Below are 21,463 nucleotides of genomic sequence, written 5' to 3' on the forward strand. Positions count from 1 at the left end.
GCGTTGCGGCTGCGGGCGCGCGGCGAGGCATCAAGGATGGCGCTGAATTCGTCATTCCGACGATGAACCGACCTGAGAAAGCCAACAAAGAGGAAAGCGTGGCGCCAGCCGCGCTTTCCTTTTTGGGCCTATGGAGCGAGGCTCGTTTGGTCTTCACCCCATTCATATTGCAGGCAAGCTTGTCACGTTGCCCGGTGCACGTCTCGACAAAGCGCAGTGCAGCTTGAAGTATATGATTTTCGACGCGACACGCGCTGGGCGCGTCTGCACATCCTAATAATTCCGCCGTTGTGTGATGGAACCAACAGGCGGCCATCCGCCTTAGCCTGTATTCCTGCGATACGTGCAGGCTAATCAACAGCGCCGGTTGCTGCCGGGGTTCTCGTCTGGCGCGAGGAGGTGTCAGATGACACGATTTCTTTTGGCGACGACGTTCCTTGCTGCGGCTGCGGTGGCCGGCGGGACCATCCAGGCCAATGCGGCCGCGCAGTGCGCACCGCGCGCCGACATCATCAAGGCGCTCGGCGACAAGTTCCACGAAAGCGAAGCAGGGCGCGGGCTGATCAATCCGAACGTCGTGCTCGAGATCTTTGTCTCCGACCGGGGCAGTTGGACCGTCCTCGCCTCCGACACCAAAGGGCAAAGCTGCATCCTTTCCGTCGGCGAAGGCTGGGATAGTCCCTCGATCAAAGCTGCCTTGCCGGGCGCCTGAATAGCCAGGCGGCCTGGCCAAAGCGCCCTCACGGCTCTTGAACGAACATCGGCCGAGGCGCTCTCAACGCCTGCTTGTTTACGAGGCCGGGGTTCACCATATCGAATCCAGGAGGTCATGATCTCCCTGCGACAGACCGGAAACCAGAAGGAGTGACGCGATGAAGACGTCCGATCCGGCCTGGAGCGTTCCGGCACACTGAGGCGGCCGAATGTGCCTCCCTTGCCGGAATGCGAAGGCAAAGGAGGTGCCCTATGGCACGCATTTTTTCGTATCGATGGGTGAAGCCGGCGGCCATCGGCTCCGTGATGATGCTGTCGTCATTCCCCGCGCAATCGCAAGTCATCTGCGGCGGCCATGACTATCTGGTCTCGAGACTGGCGGCGGCATTCGAGGAGAAACGGCTCGGCTACGGCGTGGCCGGAGAAGCCGCCATCTTCGAGGTCTTTGTGTCGGCAAGCGGAACCTGGACCATCTTGATGACCGACGTCAAAGGCCAAAGCTGCATCCTGGCGGCGGGCGACGGATGGGAAGACACGCTGGTCACCGCGGTCAGGCAGCCGGGCGGTTGAAACGCCTGGGCAGGTGATGACCTGCCGGCTCAACGCGTCGCGGCCACCTCGGCGTGGCCGCGCAGCAGCGTCATCAGCTTCTTGGCATCCTTGGCGGCCGCTTCCTCGTCGCCGTCCAGGATCGAGCGGATCAACGCAACATGATGCTCGGCCGACTCTGCAAGGCCAGTATCCGCCTTATAACGGAACCAGAAGCGGCGACTGTGCGTCTGCAGGGGGGCGGCGACGCGCGCCGCGAAGGGGTTGTCGGCAGCGATCGCCAGCGCTTCGTCGAGCGCCTTGTCGGCCTGGATGAAGGCAAGCACGTTGCCGGAGATCACCGCCTTCTGCATGGCCAGCGCCGCATCGTGAAACAGGTCCGCGGCCTCGCGGGTGACGAAGCGGGCGGCGGAGCGGGCAAGCACCACCTCGATGCCGCGCCTAGCGTCGATGACGCGCAGCCAGTCGCCGGGGTGAAGCGGCGCGACCGCGATGCCGGCGCGCGGCCTGACATCGAGCAAGCCCTCCCAGGCCAGCCTCTGGATCGCCTCACGCACCGGGGTGCGGCCGAAGCCCAGCCGCTCGATCAGCGCGCCCTCGGTGACGAAGCTCGCCGGCGCCAGTTCGAGGGTTACGATCATGTGCTCCAGCACGCGATAGGCCTTGGTCGCGACCGGCTCGAAGGTCGGGTTCGTCTCGATGGATATCAGTGGGGATATCAAAGGCAGGCTCCTGATATATTTTTTATATATCATAGCGGATTCAGCGTTGACAGGCCAATTCTTAATAAATATACGGCTGATATATCAGATGGAGATCAACCATGTGGGCCGGAGTTTTCCCCGCAGTCACGACCAAATTCACCACCGACGACCGCCTCGACCATGCCGAGATGGAACGCTGCTACGGATTGCAGATGGCGGCCGGCTGCGACGGCATTATCGTCTGCGGCTCGCTCGGCGAAGGGCCGATGCTGTCGCATGACGAGAAGATCGAGGTGCTGAAGACGGCGCAGAAGGTCGCCGGCAAGAAGCCGGTGCTTCTGACCGTCAACGAGCCCGGCACGCGCGAAGCGGCAAGCATCGCGCGCCGCGCCGCCAAGGAGGGTGCCAATGGCCTGATGGTGGTGCCGAGTCCGATCTACCACACCGACCGCCAAGAGACGGTCGCCGCCCTTCGCGCCGTCGCGGAAGCCGGCGACCTGCCGGTCATGATCTACTCCAACCGGCTCGCCTATCGCGTCGACGTCACCGTCGACCTGATGGAGGAGCTCGCCTCCGACAAGCGCTTCGTCGCTATCAAGGAATCGTCCGACGACATCCGTCGCTCGACCGAAATCATCAACCGCCTCGGCGACCGTTACGATCTCTTCACCGGCGTCGACAACCTCGCCTTCGAGGCGCTGTCGGTCGGCGCCATCGGCTGGGTGGCCGGCCTGGTCACCGCCTTCCCGCGCGAGACCGTCGCCATCTACCAGCTGATGAGAAAAGGCCGCCGCGAGGAAGCGCTGAAGATCTATCGTTGGTTCCGGCCGCTGCTCGACCTCGATGTCTCGACCTATCTGGTCCAAAACATCAAGCTTGCTGAAGTGCTGGCGATCGATACCAATGACCGGGTTCGCATGCCGCGCCGGCCGCTGTCGGGCGAGCGCCGCAAGGCGGTGGAAAAGATCGTCAGGGATGCGCTGGCCGTGCGGCCGGAACTGCCGGTGTTTTGAAGGTGACAATGTCGCAGGCCCTCTCATCCGGCCGCTTCGCGGCCACCTTCTCTCCCAGTGGAGAAGAGGTCGCTAACGTTGGCGCCAGCCTCTTCTCCCCACCGGGGAGAAGATGGCCCGAAGGGCCGAGGGCCTCAATGCAGCGCGCGGAGCGGGGCGGCATGCAGCCATGACAAGCGATACTTCGATCGACATCGCCGTCATCGGCGGCGGCATCATCGGCATCTGCGCGGCGGCGCTGCTCACCGAGGCGGGCCGCAGCGTCACCGTCTTCGACCGCACCGGCATCTGCGAGGAGACGAGCTCCGGCAACGCCGCCGCCTTCGCCTTCTCCGACGTGCTGCCGCTGGCGCACAAGGGCATGATCAGGCAGTTGCCGAAATGGCTTGCCGATCCGCTCGGGCCTCTGACCATTCCGCCCGCCTATCTGCCCAAACTCCTGCCTTGGCTGATCCGCTTCTGGCGCGCCGGTGCCGGCAAGCACTACGAAGCGAGCCTCGCGGCGCAGGTCGGCATGATGAAGCTCGCCGAGGCCGAATGGATGGGCCTGCTCGACCGCTCCGGCACGAGGCCGATGCTGCGCGAGGACGGCTCGCTCGAACTCTACGAAAGCGAGGCGGAATTCCGTGCCTCGTTGTCTGGCTGGGCGGCTCGCGAGCGCTTCGGCATCGGCTTCCGCCATGTCGAGGGCAAGGAGATGGCGGCTCTGCAGCCCGGCCTGTCACCGCGCTTCGTCAAAGGCACCTTCGTGCCGAGTTGGAGGACGGTCGCCGATCCGCAGCTGCTCGGCAAGGCGGTCTGGGCCTATGCGGAGCGGCTCGGCGCCCGCTTCGAGCATGGGCGCATCGATCGCGTCGAAGCCGGCGCGGATGGCGCCACGATCGTGCTCGCCGACGGCACGAGGCGGAAGGCGAGGCAACTCGTCGTTGCGGCCGGCGCGTGGTCGCACCTGCTGGCCAGGAATCTCGGCGACCGCATCCCGCTGGAGACCGAGCGCGGCTACAACACGACGCTGCCGGTGTCGGCCCTCGAGGTGAAGCGGCAATTGATCTTTTCCGGTCACGGCTTCGTCATCACGCCGCTGCAAACGGGCCTGCGTGTCGGCGGCGCCGTCGAGCTTGGCGGCATCGAGCGGCCGCCGAACTACGCGCGCTCGAAGGCGATGCTGGAAAAAGCACGACGCTTCCTGCCCGGCCTCGACCCATCGGGCGGGCGCGAGTGGATGGGGTTCCGGCCGTCGCTGCCGGATTCGCTGCCGGTGATCGGCGCGGCACGGGCGCCGAACATATTTTATGCTTTCGGCCACGGCCATCTCGGGCTGACCCAGGCTGCTGCGACCGGCCGCTTGATCCGCGATCTCGTTCTCGGGCAGGCTCCATCGCTCGACCTCACCCCTTTCCACCCGCAACGGTTCTGACATTCCCCAATAATTCTGATATTTCAGGGAGCCATCATGGCCAAGAAATCCTTCTTCTGCATCGACGGCCACACCTGCGGCAACCCGGTGCGGCTGGTCGCCGGCGGCGGGCCGCTGCTCCAGGGCGCGACGATGATGGAGCGGCGCGCGCATTTTCTTGCCGAGTACGACTGGATCCGCACCGGGCTGATGTTCGAGCCGCGCGGCCATGACGTGATGTCGGGCTCGATCCTCTATCCGCCGACGCGCGAAGACTGCGACATCGCTATCCTGTTCATCGAGACATCGGGCTGCCTGCCGATGTGCGGCCACGGCACGATCGGCACCGTCACGATGGCAATCGAGCACGGTCTGGTGAAGCCGAAGACGCCGGGCGTGCTCAGGCTCGACACGCCGGCCGGCCTCGTCATCGCCGAGTACAGCCAAGTCGGCGAATATGTCGAGGAAGTGCGCATCACCAACGTGCCGTCCTTCCTCTATGCCGAAGGACTGACGGTCGAATGCCCGGTGCTTGGCGAGATCAGCGTCGACGTCGCCTATGGCGGCAATTTCTACGCCATCGTCGAGCCGCAGAAGAACTATCGCGACATGGCCGATCATTCGGCCGGCGATCTCATCGCCTGGAGCCCGACGGTGCGCCAGCGCCTCAACGAGAAATACTCGTTCGTGCATCCGGAGAATCCCGGCATCAACCGGCTGTCGCACATGCTGTGGACCGGCAAGCCGAGAGATGCCGAGGCCGATGCGCGCAACGCCGTCTTCTACGGCGACAAGGCGATCGACCGCTCGCCTTGCGGCACCGGAACCTCGGCGCGCATGGCACAGCTCCACGCCAAGGGCAAGCTCAAGGCCGGCGACAGTTTCGTCCATGAATCGATCATCGGCTCGCTGTTCAAGGGCAGGGTCGAAAAAGAGGTCAGCGTGGCCGGCAGACCGGCGATCATCCCCTCGATCGGCGGCTGGGCGCGCATGACGGGATTGAACACCATCTTCATCGACGACCGCGATCCGTTCGCGCATGGATTCGTCGTCACATAACCGTCACGGCCTCACCTTGCGGAAGGCATTTCGGCCAAAGCCGGCCATCCTCGTCGACGCAAGGAATCGTCTCATCAACTTATTTTGACGGAGATTTCTTCGAAACGGCGCGCATGATACGGCTGAATCGTCAAAGACATTGCGTTGTGCCAATGATAGGGTCCGCGATGGTCCAGGGGCCGGGTGCGAAAAAACGGGCAATCGGGCGGCGTGCTTCCAAAACACGCCCGGCGATTGAAAAATCACGTTGCAATCCGGGCTCGAAACTTTACGACTAGGGGAAATACGAAAAGGAGTGCGACCCGGAAACGGGCGACATTCCAGGGGAGCCGCATAAATATGCAGTACTTCGTCCAGCAGCTTATCAATGGGCTGACGCTGGGATCTATCTATGGGCTGATCGCGATCGGCTACACGATGGTCTACGGCATCATCGGCATGATCAATTTCGCCCATGGCGACATCTTCATGGTCGGCGCCTTCACGGCCCTCATCGTCTTCCTCATCCTCGGCGCGATGTTCTATTCCGTGCCTGTGGTGGTGGCGCTTCTGATCATGATGATCGTCGGCATGCTGCTCACCAGCCTCTACAACTGGACGATCGAGAAGGTGGCCTACCGGCCGCTGCGCGGATCGTTCCGGCTGGCGCCGCTGATCACCGCCATCGGCATGTCGATCGCGCTGTCCAACTTCGTGCAGGTCACGCAGGGTCCGCGCAACAAGCCGATCCCGCCGCTGGTCAGCCAGGTCTACACGGTCGACGGCATCAGCGTCTCGCTGAAGCAGATCATCATCGTTCTGGTGACCGCGGTGCTGCTGGTCATCTTCTGGTATCTCGTCAACAGGACGGCGCTGGGGCGGGCGCAGCGCGCCTGCGAGCAGGACCGCAAGATGGCGGCGCTGCTTGGCGTCGACGTCGACCGCACTATCTCCATCACCTTCATCATGGGCGCGGCGCTCGCCGCGGTCGCGGGCACGCTGTTCCTGATGTATTACGGCGTCGTGGTGTTTTCCGACGGCTTCGTGCCGGGCGTGAAGGCTTTTACCGCGGCGGTGCTCGGCGGCATCGGCTCGCTGCCGGGCGCGGTGCTCGGCGGGCTTTTGATCGGCTTCATCGAGAGCATGTGGTCGGCCTATTTCTCGATCGACTACAAGGACGTCGCAGCCTTCTCGATCCTGGCGATCGTGCTCATCTTCCTGCCCTCCGGCATCCTGGGCCGGCCTGAAGTCGAAAAGGTCTGATCCTCATGGCCGTTACCGTGTCTCCGGAGCGCGACGTCGTCGTCCCTCCCATCCAACGCGCATTCCGCGAAGCGCTCTATGCCGGCGCCATAGCTCTTGGCCTGTTCGTGCTGTTCATCGGTCTGAGGACCGACCAGAACATCAACAACGAACTGATCCTGGTGCAGCGCTGGGGCTTGCTTGCCCTCGTGGTCGTCGCCGTTGCCGTCGGCCGCTTCCTCTATGTCGCCTATGCCATTCCGGCGATCGAGCGGTCCAAGGCCGAAAAGGGCAAGGCGCCCGCGGTGGCCGCGGCGGAACCGGGTTTTGTGCGGCGCAACTTCAACAGGATCGGCGCCACGGTGCTGATCGCCTATCCAATCGTGATGGTCATGGCGTTCGGCTTTCAGGGCTCGCTGAAATGGGTCGACAATTTCGGCATCCAGATCCTGATTTATGTGATGCTGGCCTGGGGGCTGAACATCGTCGTCGGGCTGGCCGGCCTTCTCGATCTCGGTTACGTCGCCTTCTATGCCGTCGGCGCCTATGCCTACGCGCTGCTCGGCACCCATTTCGGCCTGTCGTTCTGGATCCTGCTGCCGGCCGCCGGCTGCATGGCCGCCTTCTGGGGCGTGATGCTCGGTTTCCCGGTGCTGCGACTGCGCGGCGACTATCTGGCGATCGTCACGCTCGCCTTCGGCGAGATCATCCGCCTCGTGCTCATCAACTGGCGCGAGGTGACCAACGGCTCGGCCGGCATCTCCGGCATCCCGAAGGTGTCGTTCTTCGGGCTGATGTCGTTCAACGTCTCGGACCCGAACTACATCGCCAAGGTGCTGCACATCACCCAGTCGGGCGCCTACTACAAGATATTCCTCTACTACCTGATCCTGGCGCTCTGCTTCCTCACCGCCTTCGTCACCATCAGGCTGCGCCGCCTGCCGGTCGGGCGCGCCTGGGAAGCGCTGCGCGAGGACGAGATCGCCTGCCGCTCGCTCGGCATCAACACCACCACCACCAAGCTGACGGCATTCGCCACCGGCGCCATGTTCGGCGGCTTCGCCGGCTCGTTCTTCGCCGCCCGGCAAGGCTTCGTCAGCCCCGAATCCTTCGTCTTCCTGGAATCGGCAATCGTCCTCGCCATAGTCGTGCTCGGCGGCATGGGCTCGCTGGGCGGCATCGCGGTGGCGGCTCTGGTGATGATCGGCGGCACCGAAATCCTGCGCGAGCTCGATTTCCTCAAGCGGGTGTTCGGTCCCGACTTCACGCCGGAACTCTACCGCATGCTTCTATTCGGCATGGCCATGGTGATCGTCATGCTGTGGAAGCCGCGCGGCTTCGTCGGCAGTCGTGAGCCGACCGCCTTCCTCAAGGAGCGGAGAGCTGTCTCAGGCTCCTTCACCAAGGAGGGCCACGGCTGATGAACGCACAAGCTTCCCAGAGTGATTTCATCCTGCAGGTCGAACACCTGTCGATGAAGTTCGGCGGCCTTGTCGCCATCGGCGACCTGTCCTTCCAGGCCAGGCGCGGCGAGATCACCGCGCTGATCGGGCCGAACGGCGCCGGCAAGACGACGGTGTTCAACTGCATCACCGGCTTCTACAAGCCCACCGAGGGCATGATCACGCTGAACAAACGTGACGGCTCGACCTATCTGCTCGAGCGCCTGCCCAACCACGAGATCCCGGCGCGCGCCAATGTGGCGCGAACCTTCCAGAACATCCGCCTGTTCTCGGGCATGACGCTGCTCGAGAACCTTTTGGTCGCTCAGCACAACAAGCTGATGAAGGCCTCGGGCTACACCTTGCTCGGCCTGTTCGGCGTCCCGAGCTATCGCCAGGCTTCGGCCGAATCGATCGATCTCGCCCGGCACTGGCTGGAGAAGGCCGACCTCGTCGACCGCGCCGACGATCCGGCCGGCGACCTGCCCTATGGCGCGCAGCGGCGGCTGGAGATCGCGCGCGCCATGTGCACCGGCCCTGAGCTTCTGTGCCTCGACGAGCCGGCCGCCGGCCTCAATCCGAAGGAATCGGCCTCGCTCAACGAGCTCCTGATGGACATCAAAGACAACACCGGCACCTCGATCCTGCTCATCGAGCACGACATGTCGGTGGTCATGCAGATCTCCGACCATGTCGTGGTGCTCGAATATGGCCGCAAGATCTCCGACGGCAATCCGCAGTCGGTGCGCACCGATCCGCGCGTCATTGCTGCCTATCTCGGCGTCGACGACGAGGAAGTGCAAGAAGTGCTTACCGAAGTCGGCGACGAGGATGTGATCGAACAGCTCGATACCGGCCCCGACTCCGCGCATGGTCCGGGCAATTCCGCTTCGATGATGGCCGGGCCGGTTTCCGATAGTGTCGAACACGCGGACGAAGGCGAGCGAGTCACGGTCTCGAAGGGCGCGTCAAAAGCGGCTCAAGTCGACGCGCGCTCCGCGTCGGTCGCCAGCAAGCCTGTCGCCCCGGCGTCGGCGAAGTCCACCGCGGCAGCCAAACCGGCCGCGAGGTCGGGCACGGTGAAGGCCGCGCCGAAGAAAGCGGCCGCCACGGCGCCGGCGGCGAAGACCGCAGGTATTTCAAACCGTCTCGATGCACCACGCGGGGGCAAGGCCGACAGCCTGATCCGCATCAAGGGCATCGGTCCGGTCAACGAGAGGAAGCTGAACGAGCACGGCATCTTCCATTTCGACCAGATCGCAGCCTGGAAGAAGGCCGACATCGAGGCCGCCGAAGCCTATCTCGCCTTCGACGGGCGCATAGCGCGCGAGGACTGGATCGGCCAGGCGAAGATGCTTGCGAAGGAAGCGGCGGCCAAGCCCTCGGCGGGCAAGCGTGGAGGGCGTAAATAATGGCCGGCACAACGCTGCTCGATATCAAGGGCGTGCAGACCTACTACGGCAACATCCGCGCGTTGAACGGCGTCGACGTCACCGTCAACCAGGGTGAGATCGTGGCGCTGATCGGCGCCAACGGCGCCGGCAAGTCGACGCTGATGATGACCATTTTTGGAGCACCACGCGCTCGCGCCGGCACCATCACCTTTGCCGGCACCAACATCACTCAGATGCCGACGCACGAGATTGCCAGGCTGCGCATCGCCCAGTCGCCGGAGGGACGCCGCATTTTCCCGCGCATGACGGTGATGGAAAACCTGCAAATGGGCGCCAGCATCGATAACCTCAAGCATTTCGACGAGGATGCCGAGAAGGTGTTCGCACTGTTCCCGCGGCTCAAGGAGCGTATCAACCAGCGCGGCGGCACGCTGTCGGGCGGCGAGCAGCAGATGCTGTCGATCGGACGCGCGCTGATGGGGAGGCCGAAGCTGCTTCTGCTGGACGAGCCGTCGCTTGGGCTCGCGCCGCTGATCGTCAAGCAGATCTTCGATGCCATTCGCGAGCTCAACAGGTCACAAGGGTTGACCGTGTTCCTGGTCGAGCAGAACGCCTTCGGCGCGCTCAAGCTCGCCAATCGCGGCTACGTCATGGTCAACGGCAATGTGACGATGAGCGGCACCGGCAAGGAGCTGCTCGCCAATCCGGAAGTGCGCGCCGCCTATCTCGAAGGCGGGCATCACTAGAGAGGTCTTCATCATCATGGGTATTCTCTACGAAGAAGCCTCGATCTGGCATTTTCTGTTCGTCACCTGGCTGCTCGGCGGTGGGGCGGCTTGGATGACCGGCAAAGCCGTGGCCCAGACCTGGGGCACCCACGTCCGCCTGTTCCTTTACATGCTTGGCCTCGGCATCGGGGTAAGGTTCATCCATCATGCGCTGTTCGACGGCACGATGTTTTCGCTGCACTATTATATCGTCGACACCATCGTGCTGATGGTGCTGGGCTTCCTCGGCTATCAATATACGCGCACCAACCAGATGGTCACACAATATAACTGGCTCTACGAAAGAGCTTCCTTATTGAGCTGGAAGCCGAAGGGTTGAGGTTCATGATTAACGTCGTTCAGGGGAATGAATCGGCGTGACAAGTGCCTGAAAATCGGCATTCTATGCTTTCTGCGATAAGGGTGGGCATCGCATGAAAGTATCATCCACGCCCACTCCGTAAATGGGAGCGTTTCAATGAAAAAATCACTCTTGTCCGCCGTGGCGCTGACCGCGTTCATCGCGTTCAGCGGCAGCGCGTGGGCCGACATCCTGATCGGCGTCGCCGGTCCGATCACCGGTCCGAACGCCGCCTTCGGCGCGCAGCTGCAGAAGGGCGCGGAACAGGCGGTCGCCGACATCAACGCGGCGGGCGGCATCAATGGCCAACAGCTCAAGCTCGAGATCGGCGACGACGTCTCCGACCCCAAGCAGGGCATTTCGGTCGCCAACAAGTTCGTCGCTGACGGCGTCAAGTTCGTCGACGGCCACTTCAACTCAGGCGTGACCATTCCCGCGTCGGAAGTCTATGCCGAGAACGGCATCCTCGTCATGACGCCGGCCGCGACCAATCCGAAGCTTACCGAGCGCGGCCTGTGGAACACCTTCCGTACCTGCGGTCGCGACGACCAGCAGGGTAAGGTGGCCGGCGACTACATCGCCAAGAACTTCAAGGACGCCAAGATCGCCATCATCCACGACAAGACGCCTTACGGCCAGGGCCTCGCGGACGAGACCAAGAAGAACCTGAACGCCGGCGGCATCAAGGAAGTGATGTATGAAGGCGTGAACGTCGGTGACAAGGACTTCTCGGCCCTCATCGCCAAGATGAAGGAAAACGGCGTCACCCTGATCTACTGGGGCGGCCTGCACACCGAAGCCGGCCTGATCATCCGCCAGTCGGCCGACCAGGGCCTGAAGGCGCCGCTGTTCTCGGGTGACGGCATCGTCTCCAACGAGCTGGCCTCGATCGCCGGCGACGCCGTTGCCGGCACGCTCAACACCTTCGCTCCGGATCCGCGCAAGAATCCCGCCGCCAAGGAAGTGGTGGAGAAGTTCCGCGCCGCCGGCTTCGAGCCGGAAGCCTACACGCTCTACTCCTATGCCGCGATCCAGATCATCTCTCAGGCCATCGCCAAGGTCGGCTCGGCCGACGATGCGCAGAAGGTTGCCGACGTGATCAAGTCCGGCGGCCCATGGAAGACGGCGATCGGCGAGATCGGCTACGACACCAAGGGCGACATCACCCGTCCGGACTATGTCATCTACGAATGGAAGAAGGGCGAGGACGGCAAGTACAGCTACTTCGAGAAATAAGCCGGCAAATAGTAGCCGACTTTTCGAAATGCCCGGCGCTGAGCGCCGGGCATTTTTGTTGGCGGCTGTTTTCTCACCGCCCGATCGAGCCGACCCTCACGGGAGCGCCCCGCAAACCGCCCCTTGAACCATGGGATGGGAGATAAGCGGCGGTTTGGCGCAAACGAACGATTTAAATCGTTTTAGGTGTCGCGCGATTTTGTTTGCGCTGCAGCATTTTCACGCTAATCATTGCTGCCTTCATCTCACCTTCCGCTGCTGGAGCCCAGTCCTTGGCAATCACGAAGATCCTCGTCGCCAACCGGTCCGAAATCGCCATCCGCGTCTTTCGCGCGGCAAACGAGCTCGGCCTCAAAACCGTGGCGATCTGGGCGGAAGAGGACAAATATTCGCTGCACCGGTTCAAGGCCGACGAGAGCTATCAGGTCGGGCGGGGACCGCATCTTAACAGGGACATGGGGCCGATCGAAAGCTATCTTTCGATCGACGAGGTGATCCGCGTCGCCAAGCTGTCGGGCGCCGATGCCATCCATCCAGGCTACGGCCTGTTGTCGGAGAGCCCGGAATTCGCCGAGGCCTGCGCTGCCGCCGGCATCACTTTCATCGGGCCGAAACCGGAGACAATGCGCCGGCTGGGCAACAAGGTCGCTGCGCGCAACCTGGCGATCGAGGTCGACGTGCCGGTGGTGCCCGCCACCGATCCGCTGCCCGACGACATGGAAGCGGTGAAGAAGCTCGCCGCGGGAATCGGCTATCCGGTGATGCTGAAGGCCTCGTGGGGCGGCGGCGGCCGCGGCATGCGCGCCATCCGCGCGGAAGCCGACCTTGCGCGCGAGGTTATGGAGGGCAAGCGCGAGGCCAAGGCCGCCTTCGGCAAGGACGAGGTCTATCTCGAGAAGCTGATCGAGCGCGCCCGCCATGTCGAGGTGCAGGTGCTTGGCGACACACACGGCAATGCCGTGCATCTGTTCGAGCGCGACTGCTCGATCCAGCGCCGCAACCAGAAGGTCGTCGAGCGCGCGCCGGCTCCCTACCTCAGCGACCAGTTGCGCCAGGAGCTCTGCGGCTACGCGTTGAAGATCGCGCGCGAGACGAACTACATCGGCGCCGGCACGGTCGAGTTCCTGCAGGACGCCGACACCGGCAAATTCTACTTCATCGAAGTCAACCCGCGCATCCAGGTCGAGCACACGGTCACCGAAATGGTGACCGGCATCGACATCGTGAAGGCGCAGATCCACATCCTCGACGGCTTCGCCATCGGCACGCCTGAATCGGGCGTCCCGGCGCAGAAGGACATCAGGCTCAACGGCCACGCGCTGCAGTGCCGCATCACCACAGAGGATCCAGAACAGAATTTCATTCCGGACTATGGCCGCATCACCGCCTATCGCGGCGCCACCGGCTTCGGCATCCGCCTCGACGGCGGCACAGCCTATTCCGGCGCGGTGATCACCCGCTTCTACGACCCGCTGCTCGAAAAGGTGACGGCATGGGCCCCCACGCCGGCCGAGACGATCGCGCGGATGAACCGGGCGCTGCGCGAATTCCGCATCCGCGGCGTGGCGACCAACCTCACTTTCCTCGAAGCGATCATCAATCACCCGAGCTTCGCCGACAATTCCTACACCACCAAGTTCATCGACACGACGCCGGAGCTGTTCCAGCAGGTGAAGCGGCAAGACCGCGCCACCAAGCTGCTCAATTACCTCGCCGACGTCAGCGTCAACGGCCATCCGGAGACGCGCGGCCGGCCGATGCCCAAGGCCGATGCGGCGGCACCGGTCGTGCCCTATCTCAACGGCAAGGTGCCGGATGGCAGCAAGCAGCGGTTCGATGCGCTCGGGCCTGAGAAGTTCGCAGCCTGGATGCGCGAGCAGAACCAGGTGCTGGTCACCGACACGACGATGCGAGACGGCCACCAGTCGCTGCTCGCTACCCGCATGCGCACCTATGACATCGCCGGCATCGCCGGCACCTATGCGCGGGCGCTGCCGCAGCTTCTGTCGCTGGAATGCTGGGGCGGCGCGACCTTCGACGTCGCCATGCGCTTCCTCACCGAGGATCCTTGGGAGCGGCTGTCACGGGTGCGCGAAGCAGCACCCAACCTTCTGCTGCAGATGCTTTTGCGCGGCGCCAACGGCGTCGGCTACACCAACTATCCCGACAATGTCGTGCAGCATTTCGTCAAACAGGCGGCCGCCGGCGGCGTCGACCTGTTCCGCGTCTTCGACTGCCTGAACTGGGTGGAAAACATGCGCGTCGCCATGGACGCGGTGGGCGCCGAGGGCAAGCTGATCGAGGCGGCGATGTGCTATACCGGCGACATCCTCGATCCGGCACGCGCAAAGTATGACCTCAAATACTATGTCGGGCTGGCGAAGGAACTGGAAGCGGCCGGCGCGCATATCATCGCCGTCAAGGACATGGCCGGTCTCTTGAAGCCGTCGGCGGCGCGCGTGCTGTTCAAGGCGCTGCGCGAAGAGACCGACCTGCCGATCCATTTCCACACCCATGACACGTCCGGCCTGTCGGCGGCGACAGTGCTGGCGGCGGTCGAGACAGGCGTCGACGCCATCGACGCGGCCATGGATTCCTTCTCAGGCAACACCTCGCAGCCCTGCCTTGGCTCCATCGTCGAGGCGCTCAAGGGCACCGAGCGCGACCCCGGCCTCGATCCGCAGTGGATCCGCCACGTCTCCTTCTACTGGGAAGCGGTGCGCAACCAGTACGCGGCCTTCGAAAGCGACCTCAAGGGACCGGCCTCGGAAGTCTATCTGCACGAAATGCCCGGTGGCCAGTTCACCAATCTCAAGGAGCAGGCGCGCTCTCTTGGACTGGAAACGCGCTGGCACGAGGTCGCGCAGGCCTATCACGACGTGAACCTGATGTTCGGCGATATCGTCAAGGTGACGCCGTCGTCGAAAGTGGTCGGCGACATGGCGCTGATGATGGTGAGCCAGGACCTCACCGTCGCCGATGTCGAGAACCCGGCCAAGGACATCGCCTTCCCGGACTCGGTCGTGTCGATGCTGCGCGGCGATCTCGGCCAGTCGCCCGGCGGCTGGCCGCAAGCGCTGCAGAAGAAGGCGTTGAAGGGCGAAAAGCCGATCACGGTCAGGCCGGGCTCGCTGCTCAAGCCGGCTAACCTCAAGGCCAGCCGCAAGGAGATCGAGGAAAAGCTCGAGCGCAAGCTTACGGAGTTCGAGTTCGCCTCCTGGCTGATGTATCCGAAGGTCTTCACCGACTTTGCTGCCGCGCAGGAAACCTATGGCCCGGTGAGCGTGCTGCCGACGCCGACCTATTTCTACGGCATGAAGTCGGAAGACGAGATCTTCGTCGACATCGAGAAGGGCAAGACCTTGGTGGTGCGCTGCCAGGCATTCGGCGACGTCGACGAAAAGGGCATGGTCACCGTGTTCTTCGAGCTCAACGGCCAGCCGCGCCGCGTCAAGGTGCCCGACCGCGCGCATGGCGCCTCCGCCGCCAAGGCGCGGCGCAAGGCGGAGCCGGGTAACGAGGCGCATATCGGCGCGCCGATGCCGGGCGTGGTCTCTGCGCTTGCCGTGACTGCCGGCCAGGCGGTCAAGGCGGGCGACGTGCTCTTGTCGATCGAGGCGATGAAGATGGAGACGGCGCTGCACGCCGAGCGCGACGGCGTGGTCGCCGAAGTGCTGGTCAAGGCGGGCGACCAGATTGATGCGAAGGATTTGCTGATCGCCTTCGGATAGGTGTGTTGATATTCAGGTGAGACCGGCGTGCAAACGCCGTCTTCCTGCGCTTTCGGCCTTCGCCCGCCGAAGCATTCACGAATGATTTGGCAGCTAAATTAAGGCTACAGCCGGCGTAGGCCGGTTCTCGGAAGCCACCTTTCTCGGCTCGGCCTGACCTGAATCTCAACACACCTCGGGGCGTGCGTAACCCTTCATGCCGCAGCGATAATGTCTTGACCCGCCGCGCCCGCTCGGGCATCGAACCCGCTCCAATTTTGCCGGGGCGGGAATCGCCGTGGCGCAAAAAACGCGGAGAGAAAAATGGCCGACGAGATCACTGAGACCAGCCAGACTGTAGCCGCCGGCCAGCTGCGCGCCATCATCGAGCGCATCGAGCGGCTCGAGGAAGAGAAGAAGACGATTTCCGACGACATCAAGGACGTCTATGCCGAGGCCAAGGGCACCGGCTTCGACACCAAGGCGATCCGCACCATCATCCGGCTGCGCAAGAAGGACCAGGCCGAGCGCCAGGAGGAGGAATCCATCCTGGACCTCTACAAGGCCGCTCTCGGTATGGTCTGAGTTTTATGGCCGGGAGCCGGCCATGAGTGAGTTCGACTTCGGCGGCCATCGCGCTTCGGAGTTCCGCCATCGCGGCTTCTGGGCGCTGTTCGCCGAACGGCACCCCGAAGAAAGGGCCAGGCTGGCGCGACGCGGGCCCTGGTTCTGGCAGCGCGGGCTGCCGGAGTTCGCTCTGGTGCTTTCCATGTATGTCGCGCCCAGCGAGAACGTGGTCGGCGTCTTCTTCGGCCGCAACGAGAAGCTTGGCGCGACGGAGGTCTGGACACGACTGAAGCCGTTCCAGCCGGCGATCGAGGCGCGGCTGAAGCTCAGGCCGGAGCAGAGCGCGCAGAATCTCGGCATCAATTCGCAATGGCGGGTCAACTGTTTCGCCGAGGACAATTGGCCAGCCATGGCCGACTGGCTGGTGACGGAATGCTCGCGTTTCGAGCAGGCTATCCTCGCGGTTCTTGGCGACGAAGCCCGGTCGTAGATCCACCGCTTCGCCGAGCTCAACCGGCTCGTGACTGATCGCGGCCGATTTCTTCGAGATGCTGCTGCAGCGCCATGCGGTCGAGCGAATTTATCGGCAGGTTTACGAACAGGCCGATGCGGTTGCTCATCATGCGGAAGGCATCGGCAAAGGCCAGATGCTGCTCGGCATCCTTTCCGGCGGCCTTGGCCGGATCCGGCACCGCCCAAAGCGCCGTCATCGGATGGCCGGGCCAGACCGGACAGCTTTCGTTCGCCGCGCTGTCGCAGACGGTGAAGATGAAGTTCATCTCCGGCGCAGCCGGCCCCGAAAACTCGTCCCAGCTCTTCGAGCGGGCGAAGGACGTATCGTAGTTCAGGCTCTCCAGCAGCTGAAGCGTGTATGGGTTGACGGTGCCGCTGGGGTTCGCGCCGGCCGAATATGCCTTGAAACGGCCGGCTCCGAGCCGGTTGAGAATGGCTTCGCCCATGATCGAGCGGGCCGAGTTGGCGTTGCAGAGAAAAAGGACGTTGTAGACTTGACCGCTCATTTCGAACCTCTCTGTGTTTGCGGGTGCAAATGACAGAACACGATGGGGGTCACGGCTTCGTGATGATACGTGTTTTGGCAGTCAGTTTCTGTTTCGTCTGCGCCGGATATTGCGACATCCGGGTTCGAAACTTTCGTGTGGTTCCATGAGGCTCGATTGATGGACAAGCCTGGACTCGAAGGCGCCGCGCCCGCGAAGACCGACCGCGGGGCTGCGGGCTTCTTGCGCATGCGCTGGCAAGGTCAAGCACCACTCGACCGGCTGTTCTGGCGCGACATGCTGCTTGCCGGCACGGCGATCAACATCGCCTCGTCGGGGGCGGCGCTCGTCCTACTCGGGCTGAAGCTGCCGCTCTGGCTGGTTCTAACAGTGCATTTCCTCCCCGTTCCCTACAACATCTTCCTCAGCCTTGCCGTCTGGCGGACGGCGGAAAGCACCGGCGGGTTCAAGGCCCAACTGATGATGCTGGGCTCGGCGCTCTGGCTGATCGCGACTGTCGTCGTGTAAGTCGGGACGAAAAAAGGCGGCCGAAGCCGCCCTTTTGGAGTGTTGGTCAGGCGTCGGTCAGGCCGACGGCTCGAAACGCAGCGCCACGCCGTTGATGCAGTAGCGCAAGCCGGTCGGCGGCGGGCCGTCCTCGAAGACGTGGCCGAGATGGCTGCCGCAGCGCGAGCAATGGCATTCGGTGCGGACCATGCCGTAGCTGCGGTCAACGGTCGTCTCGATCGAACCCGGAACCGGATCGTTGAAACTCGGCCAGCCGGTGCCGCTCTCGAACTTCAGCTTGGATTCGAACAGCGGCTGGTCGCAGCCGACGCAGAAGAAAGTGCCGGCGCGCTTCTCGTAAAGCAGAGCGCAGCTGCCGGGGCGCTCGGTGCCGTGGTTGCGCATGACGGCGTACTGCTCCGGCGTCAGCCGGGCGCGCCACTCGGCGTCGGTGCGGGTGACGGGATAGGCGTGGGTGTCCATGAAATCTCCTCGGCCTTGGCGGCTCGTTGTTGGTTGGCAGCCTGTATTCGCGCAAACATAGGCATTTGTTACAGGCGCTGCCAGCGGCAGTAGGCTAGTGCTTGCGCGACAGCTGTTTCGTAGCGGCCTCGAGCCCGGCGAGCGTGAGCGGAAACATGCGGCCGCCGAAGATGTCGATGATCATGGCGATGGAATGGGTATAGCGCCAGTTCTTCTCGGCTTCCGGGTTCAGCCAGACGGCATTCGGCCATTGCTGCAAAAGTCTCGCGAGCCAGACGCCGCCGGCTTCCGGGTTCCAGTGCTCGACGGAGCCGCCGGGATGCGCGATCTCGTAGGGGCTCATCGAGGCGTCGCCGACGACGATCACCTTGTAGTCCGGCCCGTATTTATGGAGCAGGTCGAAGGTCGGGATCGTCTCGGCGAGCCGCCGTCGATTGTCCTTCCAGACGCGCTCGTAAAGGCAGTTGTGGAAGTAGAAATATTCGAGCTGGCGGAACTCGGCGCGTGCCGCGGAGAACAGCTCCTCGACGCTGCGGATATGGTCGTCCATCGAGCCGCCGACATCGAAGAACATCAGAAGCTTCACCGCATTGCGCCGCTTGGGCCGGGTCCTGACGTCGAGATAGCCGTGCTCGGCCGTGGCATGAATGGTGCCGGGCAGGTCGAACTCTTCCTCGGCGCCCTCACGCACCCAGCGGCGCAGCCGCTTCAGCGCCACCTTGATGTTGCGGGTGCCGAGCTCGACCGCGTCGTCGAAGTTCTTGAACTCGCGCTTGTCCCAGACTTTCACCGCGCGACGGTGACGGCTCTCGTGCTGGCCGATGCGCACGCCTTCCGGATTGTAGCCATAGGCGCCGAAGGGCGAGGTGCCGCCGGTGCCGATCCATTTCGAGCCACCCTGGTGGCGGCCCTTCTGCTCCGCCAGCCGCTGCTTCAGCGTCTCCATCAGCTTGTCGAAACCGCCAAGTGCCTCGATCAGCTTCTTTTCCTCGTCGGAGAGATGTTTCTCGGCCAGTCGGCGCAGCCATTCCTCGGGGATCTGGGCGACATCGACGGTATCCGGCCCAGCAAGCGCCTCGACGCCCTTGAAGACATGCGCGAAGACCTGGTCGAAGCGGTCGATGTGGCGCTCGTCCTTCACCAGCGTCGAGCGGGCGAGGTAGTAGAAACCCTCGAGGTCATAGTCGACCAATCCCGCTTCCAGGCCTTCCAGCAGCAACAGATATTCCCGGAGCGAAACGGGAACCTGCGCTGCCTTGAGTTCGAGGAAGAAGGGGATGAACATGGTTAGGCCGCTATCGGTGCCCCTCGATCTTTTCTCGCGCGGCGCTCGCAATGAAGGCGGAGCGCGTCAGGCCTCGGCGGCTCGCCTCGGCATCGATCGCCGCAAGGAGCCCTGCGTCCAGCGATAGATTTGCTCGAACTGGCCGACCGGAATCGATCAGTAGTGGGATCATGACGGCGGACTCGCCTGCCGCGCTATCGATCTCACCTGATCGTAGCAGGTCCGCCACCGTGCGTGCTTCGGGCAACGAGGCGTGCTTTGTTAACCGAGTTTCAGCCCATTCGCGCACGGCCGATGTCGCCTCGGCGATGGCCTCTTCGGGGCTGGCACCGCCGCCATGGCAGCCTGGGAGATCGGGGACCCGGATTCCCCAGACGTCATGCGCGCCATCCAGAATTCCGACATAGTGTGTCATGCGATCTGCCCTCAAATCCATCCGGCGATCGAGCGCGCAACGCCTGGAGACTGCTCGCGGTGCCGCGGCACGATAATCGTCACATCCGGCTTTTCCGGGTGCTCATATTTGTCGTGCTTACCGCCGCCGATGTTCGCCCAGCCGTCGCGCAACAGCCTTGCTATAATCTTGCGTGTGCTGGTTTCAATCAGCGGCATGGCCACCTTTTATGTGCAATATATTGCGCAAGGGGAATGGTTTCAATCGGTTTCGCCTTCACAAAAGATCGTATTCGATGAAGCCCGTGCGGCGCGCGACATGGTCGTAGAGCCGGCGCGCGGTGGCGTTGGTCTCGTGCGTCATCCAGTAGACGTTCCTCACGCCGATCTTGCCCGCTTCCTGCTTCACTGCCTCAATCAGCGCGGCGCCGACGCCCTTGCCGCGCACTTCGGGGTCGGCGAACAGGTCCTGCAGGTAGCAGTTGTTGACCTCAGACCAGCAGGAGCGGTGATAGAGATAGTGGGTCAGGCCCACGGCCTTATTGTCGAGCGTGGCGATGAAACCTTTCGGCTCGAACTCGCCTGGCGTGAAGAGGCGTTTCCAAGTGACGTCGTAAACCGCGTCCGGCAGCTTGGTCTCATAAAAGGTGAGGTATGCGGTCCACAGGCGGCGCCAGTCGGCGTGATCTGACTGGGCGAGCGGGCGGACGGTGATCTCGGACATTTCATTCTCCTCCGAAGCCTGAACCCCGCAGTGGAATCAGGGTTAGAAGACTCCTTTGCCCTATCCCGGCGGCAAATTGTACTCGCGAAATGCGGCGGCGAGCATGTTGAGCGCCTCTCGCGCCCGCGGCGCCAGGGCGTGCGAATGCAAGACGATCTCGGAAGACGGAATTGGCGGCAGGCCCAGCTTGCGGCCGACATCGACCAGGCCGTGAGGAACGACGCGATGGGCAAGCGCGGCAACGGCAAAACCCGCGGACACCGCGATGTTGACGGCTTTGCCGCCGCCGCCCAGGAAAGCCTCGTCCCAGGCGATACCTGCCCTGTCCAGCGCCTCGATCGCTCTCAGACGATCCGGACAGGTGCATGCGGTGCTCAACAGCGCCAGGCGCAGCGGCGTCCCGCGCCGCCATTCGAATGTGGGGGCGGCGAACCAGCCATATTGCGTGTGCGAGAGCGTCTTGCCCCGGCGGTCGTTTTCGCGGTGGACGATTACCGCATCCAGTTCGCCGCGATCGAAGGCTTCCTCCAGCAGAGAGGAGGTCTCGATCCTCATGCTGAGCGCTAGCGACGGATCATGCGCGTGAAGCCGCGCCAGAAGCACGGAAAGCTCCGGTCCGGCGACGTGATCGACAAAGCCGAGCGCAAGGCGGCACGGTACGGTGGAAAACTCGGCCATGGCACGCTCATGAGCAGCAAGGAACTCGCGCGCCGCAGGCAGGAAGACGGCTCCCCTTGCCGAAAGGCTCACGCGACGCGGGGTTCGCTCGATCAAACGCGCGCCCAGCTTCTCCTCCAGCCGACGCAGCTTGACGCTGATCGTCGCCTGTGTGCTGCCGAGTGCGGCGGCCGCGCGCGTGAAGCTCTGTAAGTCGGCCACCATCACGAAGGTCCGCACAGCATCGACGTCAAGGCTGGTCATTGGGTTCATTCCATTTTGT

Annotated in this window: 24 protein-coding genes; 16 read left to right on the forward strand and 8 right to left on the reverse strand. The window is 63.4% G+C overall.

What is annotated here, in order from left to right; all coding sequences use genetic code 11:
* From P9236_RS27500 to P9236_RS27510, 3 genes are all read left to right on the forward strand, one after another.
* Positions 1–227 (forward strand): hypothetical protein (locus P9236_RS27500; protein WP_278077763.1); only part of this gene is annotated, 227 nt, incomplete at its 5' end.
* A 179-nt stretch (positions 228–406) separates the two neighbouring features.
* On the forward strand, positions 407–712 hold the full coding sequence (locus tag P9236_RS27505; RefSeq protein WP_278077764.1) for a hypothetical protein: 306 nt from the start codon (positions 407–409) through the stop codon (positions 710–712).
* A gap of 254 nt (positions 713–966) precedes the next feature.
* Positions 967–1,284: a hypothetical protein gene (locus P9236_RS27510; protein WP_278077765.1), complete on the forward strand. Its 318-nt coding sequence runs from the start codon at positions 967–969 to the stop codon at positions 1,282–1,284.
* Between the two features lie 29 nt (positions 1,285–1,313).
* Here the strand turns inward: P9236_RS27510 and P9236_RS27515 are convergent, their stop codons facing one another.
* Positions 1,314–2,018, reverse strand: a complete 705-nt coding sequence (locus P9236_RS27515; protein ID WP_278077766.1) for a GntR family transcriptional regulator — start codon at positions 2,016–2,018, stop codon at positions 1,314–1,316.
* 68 nt (positions 2,019–2,086) lie between these two features.
* Between P9236_RS27515 and P9236_RS27520 the strand changes: the two genes are divergently transcribed.
* From P9236_RS27520 to P9236_RS27575, 12 genes are all read left to right on the forward strand, one after another.
* The gene (locus tag P9236_RS27520) at positions 2,087–2,980 is read left to right on the forward strand and encodes a dihydrodipicolinate synthase family protein (protein WP_278077767.1); all 894 of its coding nucleotides are present in this window, start codon (positions 2,087–2,089) and stop codon (positions 2,978–2,980) included.
* A 169-nt stretch (positions 2,981–3,149) separates the two neighbouring features.
* Positions 3,150–4,397 (forward strand): FAD-dependent oxidoreductase, encoded by a 1,248-nt coding sequence (locus P9236_RS27525; RefSeq protein WP_278077768.1) that lies wholly within the window; start codon positions 3,150–3,152, stop codon positions 4,395–4,397.
* Positions 4,398–4,433: 36 nt separating this feature from the next.
* Entirely contained in the window at positions 4,434–5,435 is a 1,002-nt protein-coding gene (locus tag P9236_RS27530; RefSeq protein WP_278077769.1) for a 4-hydroxyproline epimerase, read from the forward strand.
* A gap of 339 nt (positions 5,436–5,774) precedes the next feature.
* Positions 5,775–6,677 (forward strand): branched-chain amino acid ABC transporter permease LivH, encoded by a 903-nt coding sequence (locus P9236_RS27535; RefSeq protein ID WP_278077770.1) that lies wholly within the window; start codon positions 5,775–5,777, stop codon positions 6,675–6,677.
* A 5-nt stretch (positions 6,678–6,682) separates the two neighbouring features.
* Positions 6,683–8,077, forward strand: coding sequence for a high-affinity branched-chain amino acid ABC transporter permease LivM (gene livM / locus P9236_RS27540; RefSeq protein WP_278077771.1), 1,395 nt, complete (start codon positions 6,683–6,685; stop codon positions 8,075–8,077).
* Complete coding sequence (locus P9236_RS27545) at positions 8,077–9,510, forward strand: ATP-binding cassette domain-containing protein (RefSeq protein ID WP_278077772.1); 1,434 nt, start codon at positions 8,077–8,079, stop codon at positions 9,508–9,510. The genes livM and P9236_RS27545 overlap by 1 nt, the downstream gene beginning before the upstream one ends.
* Positions 9,510–10,238: an ABC transporter ATP-binding protein gene (locus P9236_RS27550; RefSeq protein WP_278077773.1), complete on the forward strand. Its 729-nt coding sequence runs from the start codon at positions 9,510–9,512 to the stop codon at positions 10,236–10,238. Before P9236_RS27545 ends, P9236_RS27550 begins: the two co-directional genes overlap by 1 nt.
* 13 nt (positions 10,239–10,251) lie before the next feature.
* Positions 10,252–10,599 (forward strand): DUF6867 family protein, encoded by a 348-nt coding sequence (locus P9236_RS27555; RefSeq protein WP_278077797.1) that lies wholly within the window; start codon positions 10,252–10,254, stop codon positions 10,597–10,599.
* A 138-nt stretch (positions 10,600–10,737) separates the two neighbouring features.
* The gene (locus P9236_RS27560) at positions 10,738–11,856 is read left to right on the forward strand and encodes a branched-chain amino acid ABC transporter substrate-binding protein (RefSeq protein WP_278077774.1); all 1,119 of its coding nucleotides are present in this window, start codon (positions 10,738–10,740) and stop codon (positions 11,854–11,856) included.
* A gap of 272 nt (positions 11,857–12,128) precedes the next feature.
* A complete protein-coding gene (pyc, locus tag P9236_RS27565; protein WP_278077775.1) occupies positions 12,129–15,587 on the forward strand; it encodes a pyruvate carboxylase in 3,459 nt (1,152 codons plus the stop codon).
* 303 nt (positions 15,588–15,890) lie between these two features.
* A complete protein-coding gene (locus P9236_RS27570; RefSeq protein WP_278077776.1) occupies positions 15,891–16,151 on the forward strand; it encodes a DUF2312 domain-containing protein in 261 nt (86 codons plus the stop codon).
* Positions 16,152–16,173: 22 nt separating this feature from the next.
* Positions 16,174–16,623, forward strand: a complete 450-nt coding sequence (locus tag P9236_RS27575) for a hypothetical protein (RefSeq protein WP_278077777.1) — start codon at positions 16,174–16,176, stop codon at positions 16,621–16,623.
* 19 nt (positions 16,624–16,642) lie between these two features.
* On the opposite strand, the gene P9236_RS27580 is transcribed toward P9236_RS27575, so the two are convergent.
* Positions 16,643–17,152, reverse strand: a complete 510-nt coding sequence (locus P9236_RS27580) for an arsenate reductase ArsC (RefSeq protein ID WP_278077778.1) — start codon at positions 17,150–17,152, stop codon at positions 16,643–16,645.
* Positions 17,153–17,311: 159 nt separating this feature from the next.
* Between P9236_RS27580 and P9236_RS27585 the strand changes: the two genes are divergently transcribed.
* A complete protein-coding gene (locus P9236_RS27585; RefSeq protein WP_278077779.1) occupies positions 17,312–17,659 on the forward strand; it encodes a hypothetical protein in 348 nt (115 codons plus the stop codon).
* A 57-nt stretch (positions 17,660–17,716) separates the two neighbouring features.
* On the opposite strand, the gene msrB is transcribed toward P9236_RS27585, so the two are convergent.
* The 6 genes from msrB to P9236_RS27615 all read right to left on the reverse strand — a co-directional run bounded on the left by msrB (position 17,717) and on the right by P9236_RS27615 (position 21,444).
* On the reverse strand, positions 17,717–18,121 hold the full coding sequence (msrB, locus tag P9236_RS27590) for a peptide-methionine (R)-S-oxide reductase MsrB (protein WP_126080718.1): 405 nt from the start codon (positions 18,119–18,121) through the stop codon (positions 17,717–17,719).
* A 94-nt stretch (positions 18,122–18,215) separates the two neighbouring features.
* Positions 18,216–19,406, reverse strand: coding sequence for a VWA domain-containing protein (locus P9236_RS27595; protein WP_278077780.1), 1,191 nt, complete (start codon positions 19,404–19,406; stop codon positions 18,216–18,218).
* A 10-nt stretch (positions 19,407–19,416) separates the two neighbouring features.
* Entirely contained in the window at positions 19,417–19,821 is a 405-nt protein-coding gene (locus tag P9236_RS27600) for a type II toxin-antitoxin system HicB family antitoxin (RefSeq protein WP_278077781.1), read from the reverse strand.
* Positions 19,822–19,832: 11 nt separating this feature from the next.
* Positions 19,833–20,018 (reverse strand): type II toxin-antitoxin system HicA family toxin, encoded by a 186-nt coding sequence (locus P9236_RS27605; RefSeq protein ID WP_278077782.1) that lies wholly within the window; start codon positions 20,016–20,018, stop codon positions 19,833–19,835.
* A gap of 58 nt (positions 20,019–20,076) precedes the next feature.
* The gene (locus P9236_RS27610; RefSeq protein ID WP_278077783.1) at positions 20,077–20,523 is read right to left on the reverse strand and encodes a GNAT family N-acetyltransferase; all 447 of its coding nucleotides are present in this window, start codon (positions 20,521–20,523) and stop codon (positions 20,077–20,079) included.
* A gap of 60 nt (positions 20,524–20,583) precedes the next feature.
* Positions 20,584–21,444: a LysR family transcriptional regulator gene (locus P9236_RS27615; protein WP_278077784.1), complete on the reverse strand. Its 861-nt coding sequence runs from the start codon at positions 21,442–21,444 to the stop codon at positions 20,584–20,586.
* Positions 21,445–21,463 lie beyond the last annotated feature (19 nt).

Source organism: Mesorhizobium sp. WSM4884 (assembly GCF_029625675.1).
Classification (GTDB): Bacteria; Pseudomonadota; Alphaproteobacteria; order Rhizobiales; family Rhizobiaceae; genus Mesorhizobium.